The 20,361-nt window shown below is 39.8% G+C and carries 18 protein-coding genes; 10 read left to right on the top strand and 8 right to left on the bottom strand.

The annotated features are described in order from the left end of the window. Positions 1 to 17: 17 nt before the first annotated feature. Both I6F43_RS04685 and I6F43_RS04680 read right to left on the bottom strand, forming a co-directional pair. On the bottom strand, positions 18 to 2,174 hold the full coding sequence (locus tag I6F43_RS04685; RefSeq protein WP_197101263.1) for a TonB-dependent receptor family protein: 2,157 nt from the start codon (positions 2,172 to 2,174) through the stop codon (positions 18 to 20). A 188-nt stretch (positions 2,175 to 2,362) separates the two neighbouring features. Then, positions 2,363 to 3,214, bottom strand: a complete 852-nt coding sequence (locus tag I6F43_RS04680) for a LysR family transcriptional regulator (RefSeq protein WP_007579940.1) — start codon at positions 3,212 to 3,214, stop codon at positions 2,363 to 2,365. Positions 3,215 to 3,340: 126 nt separating this feature from the next. On the opposite strand from I6F43_RS04680, the gene I6F43_RS04675 reads away from it, so the two are divergent. From I6F43_RS04675 to I6F43_RS04655, 5 genes are all read left to right on the top strand, one after another. Then, positions 3,341 to 3,940: a hypothetical protein gene (locus I6F43_RS04675; protein WP_197101261.1), complete on the top strand. Its 600-nt coding sequence runs from the start codon at positions 3,341 to 3,343 to the stop codon at positions 3,938 to 3,940. Between the two features lie 117 nt (positions 3,941 to 4,057). Continuing rightward, a complete protein-coding gene (gene gcvT / locus I6F43_RS04670) occupies positions 4,058 to 5,140 on the top strand; it encodes a glycine cleavage system aminomethyltransferase GcvT (protein WP_197101259.1) in 1,083 nt (360 codons plus the stop codon). Positions 5,141 to 5,213: 73 nt separating this feature from the next. Next, positions 5,214 to 5,603: a glycine cleavage system protein GcvH gene (gcvH, locus tag I6F43_RS04665; RefSeq protein ID WP_002958029.1), complete on the top strand. Its 390-nt coding sequence runs from the start codon at positions 5,214 to 5,216 to the stop codon at positions 5,601 to 5,603. A 161-nt stretch (positions 5,604 to 5,764) separates the two neighbouring features. Further along, the gene (gene gcvP, locus I6F43_RS04660; protein WP_197101256.1) at positions 5,765 to 8,656 is read left to right on the top strand and encodes an aminomethyl-transferring glycine dehydrogenase; all 2,892 of its coding nucleotides are present in this window, start codon (positions 5,765 to 5,767) and stop codon (positions 8,654 to 8,656) included. A gap of 337 nt (positions 8,657 to 8,993) precedes the next feature. Continuing rightward, positions 8,994 to 9,278, top strand: a complete 285-nt coding sequence (locus I6F43_RS04655) for an addiction module antidote protein (RefSeq protein WP_024596316.1) — start codon at positions 8,994 to 8,996, stop codon at positions 9,276 to 9,278. 548 nt (positions 9,279 to 9,826) lie between these two features. On the opposite strand, the gene I6F43_RS04650 is transcribed toward I6F43_RS04655, so the two are convergent. From I6F43_RS04650 to I6F43_RS04625, 6 genes are all read right to left on the bottom strand, one after another. Then, positions 9,827 to 10,567, bottom strand: coding sequence for a hypothetical protein (locus tag I6F43_RS04650; RefSeq protein WP_024596317.1), 741 nt, complete (start codon positions 10,565 to 10,567; stop codon positions 9,827 to 9,829). 5 nt (positions 10,568 to 10,572) lie between these two features. Further along, positions 10,573 to 11,622 carry an AAA family ATPase gene (locus tag I6F43_RS04645; RefSeq protein WP_197101254.1) on the bottom strand — a complete coding sequence of 350 codons (1,050 nt, stop codon included), beginning with the start codon at positions 11,620 to 11,622 and terminating at the stop codon, positions 10,573 to 10,575. Then, a complete protein-coding gene (locus tag I6F43_RS04640; RefSeq protein ID WP_024596319.1) occupies positions 11,612 to 12,724 on the bottom strand; it encodes a DUF262 domain-containing protein in 1,113 nt (370 codons plus the stop codon). Before I6F43_RS04640 ends, I6F43_RS04645 begins: the two co-directional genes overlap by 11 nt. Positions 12,725 to 13,491: 767 nt before the next feature. Then, on the bottom strand, positions 13,492 to 14,640 hold the full coding sequence (locus I6F43_RS04635; RefSeq protein ID WP_197101252.1) for a hypothetical protein: 1,149 nt from the start codon (positions 14,638 to 14,640) through the stop codon (positions 13,492 to 13,494). A 303-nt stretch (positions 14,641 to 14,943) separates the two neighbouring features. After that, positions 14,944 to 15,252 carry a hypothetical protein gene (locus I6F43_RS04630; protein ID WP_197101250.1) on the bottom strand — a complete coding sequence of 103 codons (309 nt, stop codon included), beginning with the start codon at positions 15,250 to 15,252 and terminating at the stop codon, positions 14,944 to 14,946. 259 nt (positions 15,253 to 15,511) lie between these two features. Then, positions 15,512 to 15,757 carry a DUF4235 domain-containing protein gene (locus tag I6F43_RS04625; protein ID WP_002958040.1) on the bottom strand — a complete coding sequence of 82 codons (246 nt, stop codon included), beginning with the start codon at positions 15,755 to 15,757 and terminating at the stop codon, positions 15,512 to 15,514. Between the two features lie 337 nt (positions 15,758 to 16,094). Between I6F43_RS04625 and I6F43_RS04620 the strand changes: the two genes are divergently transcribed. The 5 genes from I6F43_RS04620 to I6F43_RS04600 all read left to right on the top strand — a co-directional run bounded on the left by I6F43_RS04620 (position 16,095) and on the right by I6F43_RS04600 (position 20,360). Then, the gene (locus I6F43_RS04620; protein WP_197101248.1) at positions 16,095 to 17,327 is read left to right on the top strand and encodes a Vgb family protein; all 1,233 of its coding nucleotides are present in this window, start codon (positions 16,095 to 16,097) and stop codon (positions 17,325 to 17,327) included. Positions 17,328 to 17,548: 221 nt separating this feature from the next. After that, positions 17,549 to 18,043 (top strand): hypothetical protein, encoded by a 495-nt coding sequence (locus tag I6F43_RS04615; RefSeq protein WP_024590238.1) that lies wholly within the window; start codon positions 17,549 to 17,551, stop codon positions 18,041 to 18,043. A gap of 659 nt (positions 18,044 to 18,702) precedes the next feature. Next, positions 18,703 to 19,272 carry a superoxide dismutase family protein gene (gene sodC, locus I6F43_RS04610; RefSeq protein ID WP_197101246.1) on the top strand — a complete coding sequence of 190 codons (570 nt, stop codon included), beginning with the start codon at positions 18,703 to 18,705 and terminating at the stop codon, positions 19,270 to 19,272. A gap of 16 nt (positions 19,273 to 19,288) precedes the next feature. Further along, positions 19,289 to 19,522: a ChaB family protein gene (locus I6F43_RS04605; protein WP_197101244.1), complete on the top strand. Its 234-nt coding sequence runs from the start codon at positions 19,289 to 19,291 to the stop codon at positions 19,520 to 19,522. A gap of 223 nt (positions 19,523 to 19,745) precedes the next feature. Further along, positions 19,746 to 20,360, top strand: coding sequence for an acyl carrier protein phosphodiesterase (locus I6F43_RS04600; protein WP_024590241.1), 615 nt, complete (start codon positions 19,746 to 19,748; stop codon positions 20,358 to 20,360). Position 20,361: the final 1 nt, after the last annotated feature.

The following is a 20,361-nucleotide window of genomic DNA, read 5'->3' as shown; positions in this document are numbered from 1 at the left end:
TTTAACCAGCTTTCAATTTAGAATGAGTAAGTGTAGCCCATCTGTACAGTACGCGGCTTACCTGGTTGAATGCCACCGTTTGAACGGTTAGCAACGTATGTTTTATCAAACAAGTTATCAACGCTTAGGTATACTTTTTGATTTTCATCGATTAAGTATTTAGCAGCTAAATCCCATACTACGCGGCTATCAATTGCGTTTAAGCCCGACTGCGTTAAGTTAGCATGCGCATCAGATACGTAACGTATTTGGCTGTTAACTACAAACGCAGAAAACTCAGCACCTAACGATAACGCTACTTGGTTTTCTGGTACGTAAGGCATTGCATCGCCTTTTTCTACCGTGCCCCAAATTTCTGAATCAAAATCGTTTTTAAACTCAGAGTCTGTGTAGGTATACGTTAATTTAACTGGGAACATAGCTGTATCAGTTGCAAACGTACGTGCTGCACTAAATTCAAAGCCCGCTACTTCTACTTCACCGTAGTTGTATTGGTCGCCAATGTTGTCGTCGCTACAACCAACCGCTGCAGTACAGTTACCGTGCATGTTGCTGTAGTCTGAGTAAAAGGCAATTACTTCACCGCTAAAGCCATCCATATTAAAGCGAGAGCCAAACTCAATGTTTACACTTTCTTCTTCTTCTTGGTCAGCATTACCAGGTGCTGCTGGTGCATAACCTTTTTGAATGCCTGCAAGTAGCGTTACATTTTCGTTAAGCGTGTAAGTAGCACCTAGTGACGGCACTAAAATTTCAGTGTCGTTCGACACATCTTTAGTTAAACCGTTGCTGCGTGTTGGATCTGATTTAGACCACTCTTCACGCGTAATAGTAATGTCTTCATAACGAAGGCCTGCACTTACTACTAATGCATCAATTGTCCACTCGTCTTGAATAAACAAGGTACTTGCTTCTGCGCTATCTACACGGTTGCTGTCAGAGCCCGGAACGCCTTGCTCTGTAAGCGTTAAGCTTAGGTCTTGATTAAGTGTGTACTTGTCTTCCCATTGAAAACGATCCATTTCGTCTTCGTGGTAACGTACGCCAACAGTCACATAGTGATCGCCTGCAGGAATATGTAATTCAGACTGAATACCTTTAGCTTGGTAATCGCGGTTATTAGCTTTAATACCAATACCTTCAATACCTTCGCTTGTCGGGTTTGCTTCAAATTCACTGTATTGCTCAAGGTAGCTTTTGCTTACTTTGCTGGCTTTATACCAGTTACGATGAAAATCGTTTAAGTAAGCCGTAGCTAAAAACTCATAGCCATCACCAAAACGGTACGCGTAGTTAAGTTGGTATGCGTTATGGCGAGTATTCATTTCATCGTTTTGCGATGCAGCATAACGACGGTAAGGACTTTCTTGATAGTCTTCGTCAGTTAAGCCCATGTATGTTTCGTCTGATGTTTCGCCAGAGTACTTAATTTTTAGCTCAAGATTATGCGCATCGTTTTGACCAAACGTATGACCAAACTTTAATAGTAAATCTGTTTTTTCAAAGCCGGTGTTGTCATTACCTACTGGCAGCTCTTTAAAGCCGTCTGCGCCGTAAGTAAATACTTCAATTAAGCCTGCTGTGTTGTTTTTTTCTTTACCGAAGTAAGCGTGACCTTTGTAATAACCATCACCACCAAGGGCTGCATCTACCATACCTTTTGAGCTATTTGGCTCAGTAGGTAAGCTGCGCGAAAGTAAGTTTAAAACACCGCCCGTAGTACGCGGGCCGTACTTAACTGATGCCGCGCCTTTTAATACTTCAATAGACTCCATACGACCCGTAGTAGGGAAGTAGTAAGCAGATGGTGCTGAGTATGGTGCTGGTGCAACTAATACACCGTCTTCCATTACTGATATTTTATCGTTACGGCCAGTACCTGTGCCGCGCATACCAATATTAGGACGAAGGCCGTAGCCGTCTTCTTCTTGCACGTAAACGCCCGGAACAGACGCTAAAACGCGAGAAATATCAGTAAATTTGAATTTTTGAAGTTCTTCATCAGAAATAAACGTAGCCGAACCAGGAATATCGTTAATTGCTTGTTCTGAGCCAATAACGGTAATTTGTTCAAAGCGTTGTTCTTTATTGCTGGTGTCTTTTGCTATTGCAGTAGCACTAAAAGACAAAGCAACCGCAGTTGCCAGGGTAGATACTAAAAACTTAGGGTTCATTGTGTTCCTAATCATGTCAATTATCTTAATTGGCGTAATTTGAACACGTTAACGAATACGAATCAATGTTATTAAGTATTTAATTATTCAGTTTAATAGAACTAAAAGCACCTACTTATGCAACCTTGTTAACTAAATTGTTTCTTTTGTATTAGTTTGTAATTGCTTTACTCGTTATAAAGTTTTGATTAGCTATAACCTAAACGTAGCGCTATAAACTCCGCGAGCTTATCTACTGCATGATCCGATTCACCCGAACTTTTAATTAAACTAATACCAATATTACCAAGAGTGGGTAAATGTTTGGTTTGAACTTGATAGTTAAGCTCACTCGGTACTGTGCTTTTAGCAAGTACGGTAATACCTAAGCCTTCTTTTAATGCAGCAATAAGGCCGGTTAAATCGGCGTTGCTATATACAATGCGGTATTTTATGCCCGCACTTTTTAATGCATCAATTGCACGGCGACGATAAATACACCCCTCTGGTGCGGTAACTAGCGTAACCACGTCGTTTTGCGCAAGTGACAGGTCGCCCACCCACACCAGCTCGTCTTGCATAAAAATAGGAAACTTATCAGAGTTGAGTCGCTCATTTAGCGCAAGTACTAAATCGAACTGATCTTGGCGAGAAGCCGAAAGTAAATGTTTACTTAAACGCGACTTAACTTCTAACGACACCTCAGGGTAGAGCGCCACAAAGTCGCCAATAATAGAAGGTAAAATACGCGCAGCAAATTCGCTCGGGATACCCAAGCGCACTTTACCTGCGATGTTTTCTGATGTGAACTGCTGCAAAATAGCATCGTTGTGTTGCATCATTTGTTTTGCCATAGGCAATAATAGCTCGCCGTACTGGTTTAATACTTGGCGCTGTCCTTGTTTTTTAAATAGTTTATATCCGAGCACGTCTTCTAGGCGCTTTATTTGCAAACTTACAGCAGGTTGCGACAGGCCAAGTAAATCGCCTGCTTTAGCAAAGCCGCCTATTTCAACTACCATTACAAAAGTACGTAAACCGTCTGTTGATATGTTTTTCATATTTAAAATTACAATTTATATAGCTATATATATAAGTATTATTTATCAATTGATAAAAAATTACAATTTGTTGTTGGTAGGCGTGGGCAATATACTTTTGTAATCGAAAATACACAGGTGTTTGTTATGACTTTTAACCCAATAATGTTTGCCCGCCACAGCAACGCAAGTAGTGCGATTACTAACGCTTTGCAAACTAACAACAATCACGTTGTAATGGATTTTAGCGGCACCGAAACCAGTGTATTTTTAAGCACTATTTTAGGCCTTGATTTAACTAAGCTTACCGCCAGCGGTTTAGGCTTAAAAGGCACGCTTGATGGCGACTATAATTCTGACTACAGCTTTGCTGTTTATTACTTTAGCGAAACCGCCTTTAGATTCGTACTGCCACACAACGCAAGCCTTCAACTACAAGCACTTATAAACGAGCAACAACTACGTTTTGATATTGATTATGTAGTACGCACCGACCTAGCAAGCTTTATTTTAAGTGGCGACAACGCGTTTGATACTCTAGTAAATGCTTTTAAATTAACACCAGGTTTGCGCCTTTCTGACGCGCAACTATGCTACGGTGCGCAAAGTGGTGATGTATTTATTACCGCCATTGATAAAAACGACGAACAACACTTTGTATTAGTCGCTAAACAACAAGAATTACAAAAATGGCAAAGCTACATGCAAGCGCAAGGTTTTGCACTTATGCATAGTGAAGCCGCATAACGAATACAAACAACAGGTGAACGTAACAATGTTTACCTGTTTTTAATTGCGATTAAGCAATTAAAGTCTATTTAAGCCACGCCCTAAACAGGGTTAATTTAAACGTGAAGGAATGTTATGACTTCTAAAACTGTACTACATGCTAAGCACCTAGAAGCGGGCGCTAAAATGGTTGATTTTCATGGCTGGGAAATGCCAATCAACTACGGCTCACAAATAGAAGAACACAATAGCGTGCGTACCGACGCAGGTATGTTTGACGTATCACACATGACTATTGTTGATATTGAAGGGCCTCAAGCACAAGCATTTTTACGTAAGCTAGTAGCTAACGACGTTGCAAAATTAACCGTACCAGGTAAAGCGCTTTACACAGGCATGCTTAACGAGCAAGGCGGTGTAATAGACGACTTAATTATTTATTTCTTTAGCGAAACCTTTTACCGCCTAGTTGTTAACTCAGCAACGCGCGAAAAAGACCTAGCGCATTTAGCTAACGTATCGAGCGACTTTGACGTAACGGTTACAGAGCGCCCTGAGTTTGCAATGATTGCAGTACAAGGCCCTAACGCTAAAACAAAAACAGCCACTCTTTTAAATGCTGAGCAACAAGCAGCTGTTGAAGGCATGAAGCCGTTTTTTGGTGTTCAAGTAGGTGATTTATTTATTGCCACAACGGGTTATACTGGCGAAGACGGTTACGAAATAGTAGTACCGAACGACCAAGCAGCCGATTTATGGCAACAACTGCTAGACGCAGAGGTTAAGCCTGCTGGTTTAGGTGCACGCGACACGCTACGTTTAGAAGCAGGTATGAACCTTTACGGCCTAGATATGGACGAAAGCGTATCACCACTTGCAGCTAACATGGCATGGACCATTGCATGGGAACCAGAAGATCGCGACTTTATTGGTCGTGACGTACTTGTTAAGCAACGCGCAGAAAAAAGCACTGACAAACTAGTTGGCTTAGTGTTTGAAGAAAAAGGCGTGTTGCGTAGCGGTTCTAAAGTAATTGTTGACGGTGGGGAGGGTGTTATTACCTCAGGTACTTTCTCACCAACACTTGGTTTTAGTGTAGCCCTTGCACGTGTACCACGTTCAACAGGGGATACAGCTCAAGTAGAAATGCGTAAAAAATTAGTAAACGTTAAAGTAGTAAAGCCTAGCTTTGTACGTAACGGTAAATCAATAATTTAAATAATTTGGTTATACCAATCACAATAATTATTGCGATTGGTATCCTCCCAATATAAACCAAAGGACAAATAAAATGAGCAACATTCCTAGCGAGTTAAAATACGCACCTTCACACGAGTGGGTTCGCAACGAAGGTGACGGTACATTTACTGTTGGTATTTCTGAGCATGCACAAGAACTTCTTGGCGACATGGTATTTGTTGAATTACCAGAAGTTGGCGACGAAGTAGACGCTGGCGAAGACTGTGCAGTAGCAGAGTCGGTTAAAGCAGCATCAGACATTTACGCACCTATCAGTGGCGAAATTGTTGCTATTAACGAAGAGCTTGAAGATTCACCTGAAACAGTAAACAACGACGCTTACGGCGACGGTTGGTTATTCCGTATTAAAGCATCTGACGAGTCTGAGCTAGACAACTTATTAGACGCTGAAGGTTACTCGCACACTATCGACGAAGAATAATAATTTTTTGAAGATAACTAAAAGCCCCGTTTAATGTATAAAAATGGGGCTTTTATGATTTTACAGCGCACAACCCCATACTGAGTGAGCTGTTAAATCGTCAAATATTTTAATTAATGCTAGTTACCCATTAGCATTTAGGATCATAGGAATCTGGATTCATGTCAAACGCCAAATCTCTTGAAGAACTAGAGCAAAAGCAAGATTTTATTCGCCGCCATATTGGGCCAAGCCCAGCACAAGTAAGCGATATGCTAAGTGCTTTAGAAGTATCGAGTGTGCAAGAGCTCATTGACCAAACTGTACCGGCTAGCATTCGTCTAGAACAACCGTTAACAGTTGGACAAAGCCGTACTGAAGTTGAAACACTAAGCTACCTAAAATCAGTAGCAAGCAAAAATAAAGTTTTCAAATCGTACATTGGCCAAGGCTACCACCCAACTAACGTACCGCACGTAATTTTACGTAACGTACTAGAAAATCCAGGTTGGTATACAGCGTACACACCGTATCAGCCAGAGATTGCACAAGGGCGTTTAGAATCATTATTAAACTTCCAAACTATGACCCTAGATTTAACCGGTCTTGATTTAGCAAGCGCGTCACTCCTTGACGAATCAACAGCCGCTGCAGAGGCTATGGGCCTTGCAAAACGTGTATCAAAAGCTAAAAAAGCCAATGCCTTTTTTATCGCTGACGACGTACACACACAAACAATCGACGTAGTAACAACGCGTGCCGAGCAGTTTGGTTTTGAAATAATTGTAGGTAAAGCAGAAGATGCCGTTAACTTTGATATTTTTGGCGCATTGTTCCAATACCCAACTACATCAGGCGAAGTAGTAGACATAACTGACCTAATTGCTGGCGTACAAAGCAAAAAGGCGATTGCCTGTGTTGCTGCCGACATAATGAGTTTATTACTATTAAAAGCACCGGGTAAACTAGGCGCAGACGTAGTACTTGGTTCGGCTCAGCGCTTTGGCGTACCTATGGGTTACGGCGGTCCTCACGCTGCATTTTTCGCAACACGTGACGCATACAAACGTTCATTACCAGGTCGTATTATTGGTGTATCTAAAGACCGTTTAGGTAACGACGCACTACGTATGGCAATGCAAACGCGCGAACAACACATTCGCCGCGACAAAGCCAATTCAAACATTTGTACAGCGCAGGTATTACTTGCCAACATGGCAGCGTTTTACGCGGTGTACCACGGCCCACAAGGCTTAAAAACTATCGCGCAGCGTATACATCGCTTTGCTGATATTTTAGCTACTGGCCTTAAAGCTAAAGGCATCGCACTTAAGCACAGCACTTGGTTTGATACGCTAACAATTGCAGGTGAAAACAAAGACGACGTAATAGCGCGTGCAATTGCAAAAGGCGTAAACTTTGCAACAAACCACGAAGGCGAGTACTCAATTTCTGTATCAGAGACAACAACACGTGCCGATATCGCTGAGTTATTCGATATTATTTTAGGCGAAGGTCATGGCCTAAGTGTTGACGCTATTGCAGCCGACGTTGAAGCAAATGGCAGCGAGTCAATTCCTGCAAGTTTAGTACGTGACGACGAAGTACTAACGCATCCAAACTTTAACAGCTACCACAGCGAAACAGACATGCTTCGCTACATTAAGCGACTAGAAAGCAAAGACTTATCGCTTAATCACTCAATGATCTCGTTAGGCTCATGTACCATGAAACTAAACGCGACTGCTGAGATGATCCCAATTACGTGGCCTGAGTTTGCAAACCTTCACCCATTCTGCCCGCTAGATCAAGCAGAAGGTTACCAAATAATGATTGGCGAGCTACACGACTGGCTAGTAAACATTACCGGTTACGATGCAGTATCACTACAGCCAAACTCTGGCGCGCAAGGTGAATACGCAGGCTTAATCGCGATTCGTAAATACCACGAATCACGCGGCGATGCACACCGCAATGTATGTTTAATCCCAAGCTCTGCGCACGGTACTAACCCTGCATCAGCGCAAATGGCGAGCATGAAAATTGTGGTAGTTAACTGCGACAAAAACGGTAACGTAGACATGGCCGATTTAAAAGCGAAAGCTGAGGAAGTGTCTGAAAACCTATCGTGTATCATGATCACATACCCGTCTACGCACGGCGTATACGAAGAAACAATTCGCGAGATTTGTGACATTATTCATGAGCACGGCGGCCAAGTTTACATGGACGGCGCAAACATGAACGCGCAAGTTGGTGTAACAAGCCCAGGCTTTATTGGCTCAGACGTATCGCACTTAAACTTGCATAAAACGTTTTGTATTCCACACGGTGGCGGTGGTCCAGGTGTTGGCCCAATTGGTGTTAAATCGCACCTTGCGCCGTTTATGCCAAACCACAGCGTAATTAACGTACCAGGTACTAACATCGGTAACGGTGCGGTATCGGCAGCGCCTTACGGCTCAGCGGCTATTTTACCTATTTCATGGGCTTACATCACCATGATGGGGTCAGAGGGCTTAAAGCAAGCCACTGAAATGGCAATCGTTAATGCTAACTACTTAACGCATGAGCTAAGCAAGCACTTCCCAATTTTATACCGTGGTCGTAACAACCGTGTTGCTCACGAATGTATTGTTGACTTACGCCCGCTTAAAGAGCTATCAGGCATTACTGAAATGGACGTAGCTAAGCGCTTGCAAGACTACGGCTTCCATTCACCAACTATGTCGTTTCCAGTAGCTGGCACATTAATGATTGAGCCAACTGAGTCTGAATCAAAAGGTGAGATTGACCGCTTTATCGAAGCAATGGTATCGATTAAAGGCGAAATTGAAAAAGTAATTTCTGGCGAATGGTCAATCGAAAACAACCCGCTAGTGTTTGCACCGCATACACAAGGCGACGTGTTAGGTAACGAATGGGACCGTGCGTACGACCGTTTTTACGCTGCATTCCCAGTGCCTGCAGTGGCTAAAAACAAGTTCTGGCCAACCGTTACTCGTATAGACGACGTATACGGCGACCGTAACTTAGTATGTTCATGCCCAGCGGTTGAGACTTATCGCGACTAAGAACAGAGATTAATTTTTTGACCTTTAATGGATAGTAAGCTCCATTATAGTTTGGGAATTTATCAAAAATTAAAAAAGCCGTTGCAGCAATGCAACGGCTTTTTTGTGCATAGTAATTCGCCATAAATTATATGAACGTAGGTTGGGTAGAGTGAAACGAAACCCAACAAATCACAAATATACTTACTCGCTCAAAAGCCAAGAGTATGTGTTATTTATTGCAGGCGTTAAGCTTGCTGACGCGCGGGCGGTAGCCCAAAAGTTATAAATAACATTGTGCGATTGTAGCTTTTAGGCTACATTTATTTAGCAAGTTGAATAAATTAGAGTAATTATTATGGCGCTACAAACATCAGATTTTAACCCGTTTGACTATATGGAAACACAGCAAGAAATTAATACATTTTTAGAAGAGTGTTTAGCTGATGATGATCCAAATACCTTTATTGAAGCACTTGGCTTATTAGTTAAAAAGCATGGCGTGAGTGATATTGCTAAAGCAACGGGGTTAAACCGTGAAAGCTTATATAAAGCAGTTAACGGTAAAACTAAACCACGTTGGGAAACTATTTTTAAAGTGATGAAAGCACTTAACTTTCGCCTAACAACACAAATTGCATAGGCTAGGTAGAGTGAAACGAAACCCAACAAATCACAAATATACTTACTCGCTCACAAACCAAGAGTATGTGTTATTAGTTGTAGGCGTTAAGCTTGCTGACGCGCGGGCAGCAGCCCGAACAAGTATTTGAATAGGTGCTTGAAGTTATTATCACCGATAACGCGAATGCGTTTCACACTTCTAGAAATTAGAAACCTTATTCAAGGTTTTGTCGCGCTGGCGACGGCAGCCAAAGAGGGGCTGCCGCTGGTCCCTCTCTGGACACTCTCAGCGCACCCGAGCATCACGCTTAATCCTTCAATGCACAATTGATGTGAACGTAAACGGCGAAGATAGGCCATCCATGGCCTAGTTTCGCCTTATCGCGCATCCATGCGCGACATTACTCATCAATTGTTTATTTTCAGGGCGTGATGACGGGGAAGGGTGTTAAACGTGAGATTGGTGTTTGGTCTTGGCAAGAAACAAGACCTGACCTTTTCATTGATTCAGCTGCCTAGTTGAGTGGAGTTTTCAAGTAGGTAAACCATTTTTATTTTCCAGTTGTTTTATATTTCTCGAAACACGCAAGTTATCTCTTTGGGATTATTTTTCCATAAATGGTCAAAACCACTCGAAAGCATAATTTCAATATTACTTTCTGGTGAATAAACTTTTAGATAACGGTCATGAAATCCAGAGTATTCAGTATTTACCTGTACTGTCCAATTATTGTAAATATTTGAAACAAACTGAGGCGTTATTTTTAGGCTATTTTTAATTGCTTGGATATCATCTGGAGTATCGACATATTCGATTGTTAAAGCTTGTCTTGGTAAAATACTTAGAAATAGTGCTTTCGTATTAACCCAATTGCTTGCCAAATAATTATCACAAACGACTACTTTGGTCGCATTAGAACAAATTAATCGTAAATAATTTAGTAAAAAAGTTCGATCATCTTCAGGTTTTAAATGTACTGATACAGTTTTATCGATCAAACCTTCTTTATAATTAACGAATGGAAGTTGAGGATTTTCCTCGTCCGTTAGAATAACTTTATAGCTAGATAAAGTTGCTAGCTGTTCAATCTCATGTGAAGCATCACTTCTATTAGCCAATTGAGAAAGCAGTCGTTCATAATCAACAATATCTAATCCTTTGTCTTTAGCTTCAATCATTTGCTTATGATTTGTTAAATAAGGTAAGCTTATCTTTTGCATTAGTTTTTTGTATTTTTTTTGATGCTTTTCTCTGTTTTCATATGCTATTAAAAGCGATGTACTCAAGACCATTTTTCCATTAGACACAGGAATTACCTCATATCCATTAATTCATTGAGGGTTGCATCAAAAAATCCAGATGGAAAACCAATTACATTGCTATTTATATCATTAAACTTACCATTTTCATCAATAAACAAGGTTAAAAATGATTCTGAAACACTAGATTTATAGTGAATAACTACATCATTTGTATTGATTCTATCTTCGTAAATTTCATAAGCGATACGATTAATTAAGTGTTCACAATGTGTTTCTACAATTAGTTGTATTCCTTTGCTCGCAATAAATGAAAGAAATACACCAAGCAAAGCTTGAGTTTTCGGGTGAAGCTGAATCTCAGGGTTTTCTAATAAAATTAAATCCCCTTTTTTTGCTATCAAACAAATGATTAAGACTTTACTAACATAACTCATTCCTGCACCCAAATTAAAGGGAGAAATATTACTATCAAGATCCTCAACTTTAAATGCCACTTTGACTTGATCGCTTACCTTTTCTGTAACTAATTCAGAAGGGGTACACGTAATAAAACTAAGCCATTGACTTAACTGATAAGCTATTGTCTTTGAACCTTCAAAATGTACTAATTCAGCAGGTAGTGTTTGCCTTTTCATTTTTTCAAAAGTAGAAAATAGAAACTCACCTAAAATGCCCACTTTCCTTTCAGAAATAGGTACTAAATCTTGAGCACCAATCCTGTTCGCATTTAAATACAATAGTTCGGGGTTATCTTGCTCTCGCTTATTTTCATACAGATAACTTAGGCTACTGTTAACTTTAACACCATTAATAGTAATGCTAACAGTATGGCTCTCTTTATTATTGTCTATTGCTTCAATGAATACTTCTTTTGCATTTTGTTTTTTATTCCGAATAGAACTAAATTCATCTAAATAACGCACCAATTCTTCCATGCTATATTGGTTGTTAATAGAACTATGCTTTATCAATAACATTATTGCTTGAATAACAGTCGATTTACCAGACGAGTTAGCTCCCGTTAATATAGTTAACGGTGCTAACTTTAAAGAAGCTTTGTCTATACTTTTTAAATTAAAGATCTCTAGTTTATTTAGCATTATTTAACTCTTGTGACATTTGTTGGGCAATATCAAAACGTATTTTCACATGTTCACTGGTATCTATCGAACCAGAAAAAAGTTCATCATCATCCACTTTGATTTTATATTTCTCAACAAGCTCTTCAGCTTTTTCAAAAGCTATTTTATTTGGATCAATATAGCAAAAAGCAAAGACTATCATTTCGAAAAGCCCCATATTTACAGGTCTTCTATTTCCACCATTTTTAGGAGTAAAGCGAAAAGCATCATCACCTAATATTAGATACACATTTCTCATCCCAAATAGACAAGCAGCTTTTGCATGTTCAATTAATGCATCATTAGCTCTTGTATTGAGAAACTTCATTACAGAAGCTAAAAAGGAATCCACATCAGATCTATATTGAATATTTTGGAGTTGGTTTGTAGTTAATAAGTAAAAAGCAACAAACCTCAATACTAAATATCTATCGCGCATCCTATTCGATTTAACTCCACCACCAGTGGAATTTTTAAAGTCAAGACTTTCAGCTAAGTCTTCAATAAGTTTTGTTGCCTTACCTTGATAAAGCGCATGTCGCATTTCCTGTTTATTTAAATTAACGCCTCCACGATTAACTCGCTCAAAAATATTAAATTTTACTGATTCAGGCGTCGGCGGCTGAATAACATAAGAATGAAGTTGATAATCTTCAATCTTTGCCTGTAGTAATGGAGAAATATCTTTAAATTTAAGACCTTTTAAATGAGGTAACATAGACAAGTTTGAAAGAGTAAACTCATTATTTAAAAATCCTTTCAAAGATGTAATGCGTTGCTTACCATCAATAATTTGTCGTATGCCATCTTCATTTTCGAACAGGTAAATCAAAGGGATCGGAATACCCATCAATATAGACTCTATTAACTCAGACTTATGCTTTTTATCCCAAACATTTTCACGTTGAAAGTCAGGAGCAAGTACTAAATCGCCTCGCTCTTCTCTCCGAAGAATCTCGAAAATACTTGATTGTTCTTTTGCTATCCTAACTTGGGTATCTGTACCCATTTGATGAGGGGGGAAAGTCAACTCAAGTTCATCTTGACCTTCAAATTCAATTTCATCATCCGTATTTTTCATGGTCAAAACCCTGATTATTTCTAAATCGATACTTTTCTAATAAATCTTATCATTTTATGTGCCAATCTGAAAAATACAACCTTGATAAATGATTCTAAAAAGCTGCTTAAATTATTCATCTAACATTTTTAGTTTGCTCAGCGACTTGTACTGTACCATTCTTCAATGACTACTCCACTAATTAAGTAATAATTGTTTAGTCCATATTAACAGAAACCAAGAAAACTAAAGAGGTCACCCATTAGAAAGTTACGGTTAAGCAGACAGCTGTGTTTTCTTGAACTCTTTATTCGAAAAGGCCAAGTAGTAATCACGTCGATTTGTATCAATATGCACCTCTGCTTTCGCCTCGGTCATCGTTTAGTGCCAGTATCGGCCCAAACAACAAATGCCTTGAAATTATACTTATAATCTCTATTATTGACATCAACAACACCCCTCCCGCTACCCGTAAGCTCAGCGCCCTGCGAGGGGTTAATTATTTCTATAGCATGGTAAAAGGATTTAGCCTTCATGCAGATCCCCAAAACCCCATAACAACTGTGCAGCAAGTCGACTTTCTAGTGGAACCAAAGGCGCCAAATTTTGACTACATATTAAAGGTTTAGATTTATAGTTTGTCGCTCATTTAGTTAATTACTCTGTCGAGACCACGACGAGTAGAGTATAAGAATGCGTTTACCATGTGATTAACCGTGGGAGGGGGCGTGAGAAAATAAAGGGCAATATTATTGCCCTTTTTACGCGCTTAAATTGGTTGTTATAAACTATAGCGCTACTAAGCTTTGCTCTAGCATTGCCTTTATTTGTTTTACTATTTTAGCTTCTGTTTCAGGTTCGAACTGTTGTATACGTGGGGTATGAATATGCCCTGTAGGTATACTTGAATTAAGCGCATCGCGTAGGCGAATACTCCTATACGATATTTCGTTAGACAGGTAACCACCGCCGCCGCCATTTACCGCAATACTATTTTTAAGCTCGCCGTACGAACCCGCTTTATAGGTTTTTTCAAGCGTGGTGACTTCGTGATTGTCGATAACTTTATAAGGGCCTTTAGCTTGTTGCATGTAATTTACTGGCAAGCTAAATTTTACAAACTCGTTGCCCGGGAGTGGTCGGCCATTAAGCTTTGGTATCACTGGGCTTGTTTGCGTTCCGCCATACACAATATTGGCATTATCGGGGGCGGTTACACTGCGGCGTTTACCTGGGAAACGCTCTAAATCAAATTCTGTTCTGCCCATACTTACGGTTACTACCATGTCTACATTATTAAGTGCGTAGTAGGGGGCAAGTAGTGATTCTATTATGCCTTGATCAAAATCTTCGTAGCGTACAGGCACCATAACGGTATTAATTTCTGCGCTGATGCCGTTGTAATTAATAACTTGGCCGTCGAGTAATAACGCTGCAACACCTGAAGGGTTACTTTGGTTTATGTTTTTATCGAGTAAAAATGGGTCAAAGCCCGTTAGTAATATTTTTTTAGTGCTGCCTGATGAAAAAGCAAGATCGGTACGTCCTCTGCTGCCTTCCTCAAGTAGGGTTAGTAAAGTATTTAGTTGAGCCTGCGTAATTGAAAATTTAGGTGACGTTGTGCGTATTACTTTGCTTGAAAGCAGGCGTGCCCAGTAAAGTTCTCGGTCGTCGTAGTTACTGGTTTTTACAATGCGTTGTTTTGCGTTTTCCCACAGTTCAAAGCTAAAGTTTTGTATTAAAATTTTTGCACTTTTAAAGTCGTTTAATTCTTTAAATTGTTGCTCAAAACTTGATACTTGTGGGGTAAATGCATTTAAAACATTTGGCATTGCTGATTGTGCTTTGTTGATACGCTGTTCTTCAACAGTTAAAGGATTACTTAAAGCAGCGAATGAAGAGGCAATTAAGCTGGTCGCTAATAATACTTTGATCATAATACTCCTAAGATAAAGCTATTGTTTTATGTGTAATTTACTATCCTACTATTGCTAACTTAGGGCAACCAATTAACGTTGAATCGACTGATATTTGCTTTTGCCGTGCATTAGTATTGTTTAACGGCCAATTAGTATCATCGGCTAATAAAAATCCCTGAGTCAAAAATTGATCTTTATAGGTACTACTTTAAGCTCTGATAAAAGTAAAAAGCCGTTGCAGTAATGCAGCGGCTTTTCATTATAGTTTTATGCGCTTCGACGATACGAGCGAAAGGCTTTATAGTTCTTTAAAACCTCGTTTTAATCATCAGGCCCTTTTAAAGTAAACACTAAATGTTTACGCATATCTTTTAAAATAACGCCTTTTTTAAGCATTGCGCCGCTTAAACGCTTTTGCCACTTTAATAAATCTGGCTCTGCGGCGGCTAAAGCTTGCTCGTTTTCAAACTGAAAACATAGCAATAAAGAACTTGGAAATAAGTGATATTCCACATCAAACCAACATTGCAGCATACCAGGGAGCTCAGTGCGACCTTGCTCTTCTAATTTTTCAGCTGTACTAAGCACAACTGCTTGCTGCTTTATTTGCACTGCAGAGAGTTTTTTCATTATTAAAATCCAAGTTAGCGGCTAAAAAATGTAGCCGGAATACGGGCATTATACGCAAGCTTGTAGGCAGGCAACAACTTTGAAAGGGAGTTAATGTTTAATAGAGTGTATCAGCTTAAAATTTAGGAGTGCATGTCGGAAGGCGCCCTAGGTTTTGCCAAGTTGCTTGCAACAACTAGGGAGTGGTTGTCGCAAGCCGCTTTTAGAACCTCATCGCAGTACGCGCTTAATACTTATAAGAGGTATTAATTGGGTCGGTTTATTTTGACCGGCGCTTGTCTAGTACATAACGTACGGCCATTCTTGCAACGCCCGCACCAATACCTGAAACTACTGCCCATGTAACGGCCTCTTTGAGATCGGTTTCTTCGCTTGGTCTATCTTTTGGGGCTGGTTCGTTGGTAACCTTTTCCCACGATTTTTGTAAAGTTTTCCTTGTTAACATACCTGCTGATGCAGCGGCCAGACCTATACCTATCGTCGTAATTAGCTGTTTATTACTCATATTACCCTCGATTATTTAGTTGTAGCGTGAGTTATCAATATGTAACTCTTTAAGTAAGAACAGTAGTACCAGCAATTTACATACCGATAGGTTGAGGAGCTTTTAAATTAGGGCGTTTTGTATTTGTGCAAATTAGTCGTTTAAAACCACGCTCACACCACACTTACCACAAGCTAAATAACCAATGTAGAGCGTGCGCAGCTCTGCTCGAAATCTTCTTTTTAGATATTAACCCTGCAATTTAACTTACCTTCTAGCCGGCTTATCGCACTCATTGTTGTACAGATAGTAAACACTCTTGCCCTATGCTTTAATATTAAAAACAAGGGAGGGCGTTATGAGTAAAAATAGATTTTTATTTAATAAATACGTTGCGGTAATGGCTGTGTCGGGCACTTTGGCTGCGCCGCTACCAGTGCTGAGCAACGATAAGGGGCCGCTAGTTGAGCAGCTTTGTGCTAGTTGCCATAGTTTAAATAATCTTGAGCGCAGTGCGGGTTATAGCCAGCAGGACTGGCAAACACTAATAAGCTATATGGTTGATACGGGCGCAGATACCGCGCTTAGTAAAGATATAAGCGCTTATTTAGCTGAGCATTATCCTGTTAATACAAAGCGCGAGTCTAAGGTTGTTGCGGGCGATTTAAAGCTTAGCTTTAAGTACTGGCAAGTGCCTACGCTTGGGCAGCGCGCTCGCGATCCGGTGCAAGGTAAAAACGGACTTATTTGGTGGGTTGGCCAGTGGGGTAATATTTTAGGCAGGTTAGACCCTAAAACCGGCGATATGAAAGAGTACACACTGCCAAGTGATACCTATGCGCACAGTGTGTCGCTTGATAAAAATCAAACTCCTTGGTTTTTAGGTAATAAAAATGGCACGGTTGGATATTTAGATTTAAAAACCGAAAAATTTAAAGTATATAAAATGCCCGATAAAAACGCCCGCGACCCGCATACCGGTGTATTTGATGAAGCCGGCATATTTTGGTTTACCCTCCAACATAGTAATATGATTGGCAAGCTAGACCCTACAACTGGCGATATTAAACTCGCTACTTTACCCACTAAAGGCTCACGGCCATATGGTATTAAGCTTGATTCAAACGGGTCACCGTGGGTCTCGTGTAATGGTAGTAACTGTTTGGTTAAAGTTGATAAAAGCTCTATGGAGCTTAGTGAGATTAAACTCCCAGGCGCTAAAACGCATGCAAGGCGACTTGCCATTACGCCTGACGATATGGTTTTTTATGTGAACTCTGGCATGGGTAAACTTGGCCGCTATAACCCAAAAACCACGAAGATCACTCAGTGGGATAACCCCAGCGGTGAAAACAGCCACCCGTATGCAATTGAATATGCAGATAACGCTATTTGGTTTAACGAGTCAGCTAAACGCCCTGAAACCTTAGTACGGTTCGACCTTAATACCGAAACCATGCAAAGCTGGCAAATTCCGAGCAAAGAGGGTGTTTACTCTGGCTTAATTAGGCATATGCGCATGGGGAATAATGGGCTGATTATTCACCAAACAGCGACTAACCAATTAGCTGAAATTACATGGTCTAAGTAATAATTTTAATTAATATATTTATATTAAAAACGGCATACCGCTTGTTAGTAAGTTTGTTTATGTAGATAGGAGTTTTTTACAAAATTTAGCAATTTTTACTCTAATAATAAGAGTGTTAGCACGGGGTTTTGTTTTATATTATTGATTTTAAATAATAATTTACTTGGTTTAAGTTTTGCTTGGTAGTAAGTGTATTTTCTTAAATAAATAAAGGAGTTATTATGAGTACCGTTATTACTGGGTTATTCGAAAGTGCATCACAAGCAACACTCGCAATTTATAGATTAGAAGCTTTAGGTATTAATGAAGCTGATATAAGTATTGTAGCCAACGACTCATACGCAAAGGAAGATTTTGCTGTAGACGAAGGTACTAAAGCTTCTGAAGGCGGCCTTATTGGCGCGGCTTCGGGTGGTATTCTTGCTGCAATTATTGGTGGTTTCACTGCCGTAGGGACTGTAGCAACAGGTGGTACAGGCTTATTAGTTGCCGGACCATTAGTCGCTGCATTTGCTGCTGGTGGCGCAGGCGCTGCAGTAGGTGGTACTTTAGGTGCCGCAATTGGTGCGTTTATCCCCGAGCACGAAATTAAGTATTATGAAGATGCCATTGAAAAAGGCTCTATATTAATTGGTATTAAGTACGATAGTGACAACAAAAACGCTATTGAAGAAATACTTAACAATGCAGGCGCAAGTAACGTATCTACAGCGTAATGCTAGCTAATTAATTAAAAAGGTGAAACTTGGTTTCACCTTTTTTTGTGCTCGCTTTTTAGCGCCGAGCAACAATACTTAATTGATTTTAAGGATTAAATCTGACGCTAACTGCGTTAAAAATTCTGATATAGAACAACTAAATAACGTAATTTTTGTCATTAAATGGACCCATTTATAAGCGGGTTGGTTTTAAACATACTTTGATTAATAAATACCCCTTATAAATATAATGCGTGAAGAGTCTCTGTAAAAGACTTATTTAGATTGGCGCTTCTTTATTTTATAACGTACGGCCATTCAACCAACACCAACCCTCGAGACTACCGCCTAAGTAATAACAGCCTCTTTAATATCGTCTTTTTCACTTGGGTTGTCTTTTTTGGTAGGGACGTTGGTAATCTTTTCTCACGAGCTTTGTAAAGTTGCCATTTTCTTTGTAAATATGCCTCGGTTTTTACTTAATCTTTGAGTAAAAGTTAGCTCATTAATTAAATGGATGTTTAGTTAAAGTTATTTTAATCAATAAATTGCGACTAAAAAATACATAAATGTATGTTTGAACATAGGACTGGTATAGACATTGAAACTACTTATTTAATAGTCGCTTAATTTAGCGATATTGTTTTATTAATTTGATACTAAATCAGGAGATGATGATGAATTGTTTGCAGTTTGATTCAAAAGCTAAAAGAAGTTTAAACCGCGTTTTAAAACCTGCTTTTGCAATATTATTTACCAGCGTGTTACTACAAAATAGTGCACTGGCTAATGTAAACGTTGAAATGCACCAAGTTACTAAGTCGGGCCAGGGGCAATTACTAGGCACTATTACACTAACAGAAAATGATCATGGCGTTGTTTTTTCACCAAACTTAAAAGGTTTAACGCCGGGGCAACACGGCTTTCATGTTCATCAATTTGCTAGTTGTGAACCCAAGAAAAAAGGCGATAAGGTAGTGCCAGGTGGTGCCGCTGGTGGGCATTTCGATCCAAAAGCTAGCGAGCATCATGATGCTCCTTGGGCTAACGGCCATTTAGGCGATTTACCGGCGTTGTATGTAAATGAAAGTGGCCAAGCTAAATCGCCTGTTTTAGCGCCAAGGCTCACGCTTGAAAAACTTAAACAACATGCAGTGATGATCCACGAAGGAAGTGATAACTATGCAGATGAGCCAAAGCCATTAGGTGGCGGTGGTAGCCGTGTTGCTTGTGGCGTAATTGAGTAAATATAAGGAGAAAGTTATGCCATATAAAAACCGTTATGAATTACCTGAGTCGGTAAAAAGTAACTTACCTAAACATGCTCAAGACATATATCAAGAGGCGTTTAATAGTGCATGGGAAACCTACAAGGACCCAAGCGATAGAAAAAACGACGACGACCGCGAAACCACAGCGCATAAAGTTGCTTGGTCTGCGGTTAAAAATAGCTACAGTAAAAATGACAATGGAAATTGGGTTAAGTCGAGTAACTAGTTTTGATCAAACTAACAACAAGGCTAAAGCATTAAAAAGCCGCCATAGCTGATATAGCGGCTTTTTATATACTCGTTTTATATTTGCGCTGTTTATACAATACTTTGCAGTATGTTTGAGTAAAATTGGTAAGCAAAACCATAAGTACTGCTTTAAACACGAATGTGAGTTTAGTTTAAATTTACGTTATTATTTGTTTGTATTAGCCAAGCCCGAGAACACTTTGAATTATTTAGCTCATCTTTATTTAGCGCAGCCCACAGCCGATTCTCACTTTGGGAACTTATTGGGCGACTTTGGTGGTAAAAGGCATGTAGAGTACTTACCAAATACGGTTAAAAACGGGCTCGATAACCACTATTTAGTCGATAAATTTACCGACTCCCACCGCGCAGTTAAACACGCTAAACAGTACTTTTCACCTGAGCGTAAACGTTTTGCTGGTGTGGCTATTGATGTGGTGTTTGATCATTTTTTAATTGTGCATTGGCAGCGATTTAGCAAGCAACCTTTAAGTGATTTTAAGTACACCAGCTATCAGCTTTTGAATAATCGCATACCTGTTATGCCGCCGCGCATGCAGCATGTTGTAACAAGTATGACTAAAAACGATTGGTTTAAAGAGTACGAAACCGTTGAGGGAATAGGAGTAGCACTTGATAATATTGCTAACCGCATCCGTTTTACTAATAACTTTGCGGGGGCGGCTGATGATATAACGCGTAACTACGACGAATTAGAAGCCGTGTTTTTAGCGTTCTTCCCGGAGCTAATTAAGCATGTAAGTGAGTTTGACCTTGAAAGCACCCCAAAAAATGACATAAAGCGCATTATTTAAA

The sequence above is a fragment of the Pseudoalteromonas sp. NZS71_1 genome (assembly GCF_015864305.1).
Lineage (GTDB): Bacteria > Pseudomonadota > Gammaproteobacteria > Enterobacterales > Alteromonadaceae > Pseudoalteromonas > Pseudoalteromonas arctica.
The sequence above is the reverse complement of the archived record's forward strand: the minus strand, read 5'-3'. Positions and strand labels throughout refer to the sequence as shown.

Coding starts and splice junctions, on each gene's coding strand:
- gcvH (WP_002958029.1), top strand. CDS start 5,214: ATGAGCAACATTCCTAGCGAGTTAAAATACGCACCTTCACACGAGTGG.
- I6F43_RS04640 (WP_024596319.1), bottom strand. CDS start 12,724: ATGAAAAATACGGATGATGAAATTGAATTTGAAGGTCAAGATGAACTT.
- I6F43_RS04645 (WP_197101254.1), bottom strand. CDS start 11,622: ATGCTAAATAAACTAGAGATCTTTAATTTAAAAAGTATAGACAAAGCT.
- I6F43_RS04675 (WP_197101261.1), top strand. CDS start 3,341: ATGACTTTTAACCCAATAATGTTTGCCCGCCACAGCAACGCAAGTAGT.
- I6F43_RS04625 (WP_002958040.1), bottom strand. CDS start 15,757: ATGAGTAATAAACAGCTAATTACGACGATAGGTATAGGTCTGGCCGCT.
- gcvT (WP_197101259.1), top strand. CDS start 4,058: ATGACTTCTAAAACTGTACTACATGCTAAGCACCTAGAAGCGGGCGCT.
- I6F43_RS04685 (WP_197101263.1), bottom strand. CDS start 2,174: ATGAACCCTAAGTTTTTAGTATCTACCCTGGCAACTGCGGTTGCTTTG.
- sodC (WP_197101246.1), top strand. CDS start 18,703: ATGAATTGTTTGCAGTTTGATTCAAAAGCTAAAAGAAGTTTAAACCGC.
- I6F43_RS04615 (WP_024590238.1), top strand. CDS start 17,549: ATGAGTACCGTTATTACTGGGTTATTCGAAAGTGCATCACAAGCAACA.
- gcvP (WP_197101256.1), top strand. CDS start 5,765: ATGTCAAACGCCAAATCTCTTGAAGAACTAGAGCAAAAGCAAGATTTT.
- I6F43_RS04680 (WP_007579940.1), bottom strand. CDS start 3,214: ATGAAAAACATATCAACAGACGGTTTACGTACTTTTGTAATGGTAGTT.
- I6F43_RS04655 (WP_024596316.1), top strand. CDS start 8,994: ATGGCGCTACAAACATCAGATTTTAACCCGTTTGACTATATGGAAACA.
- I6F43_RS04635 (WP_197101252.1), bottom strand. CDS start 14,640: ATGATCAAAGTATTATTAGCGACCAGCTTAATTGCCTCTTCATTCGCT.
- I6F43_RS04605 (WP_197101244.1), top strand. CDS start 19,289: ATGCCATATAAAAACCGTTATGAATTACCTGAGTCGGTAAAAAGTAAC.
- I6F43_RS04630 (WP_197101250.1), bottom strand. CDS start 15,252: ATGAAAAAACTCTCTGCAGTGCAAATAAAGCAGCAAGCAGTTGTGCTT.
- I6F43_RS04620 (WP_197101248.1), top strand. CDS start 16,095: ATGAGTAAAAATAGATTTTTATTTAATAAATACGTTGCGGTAATGGCT.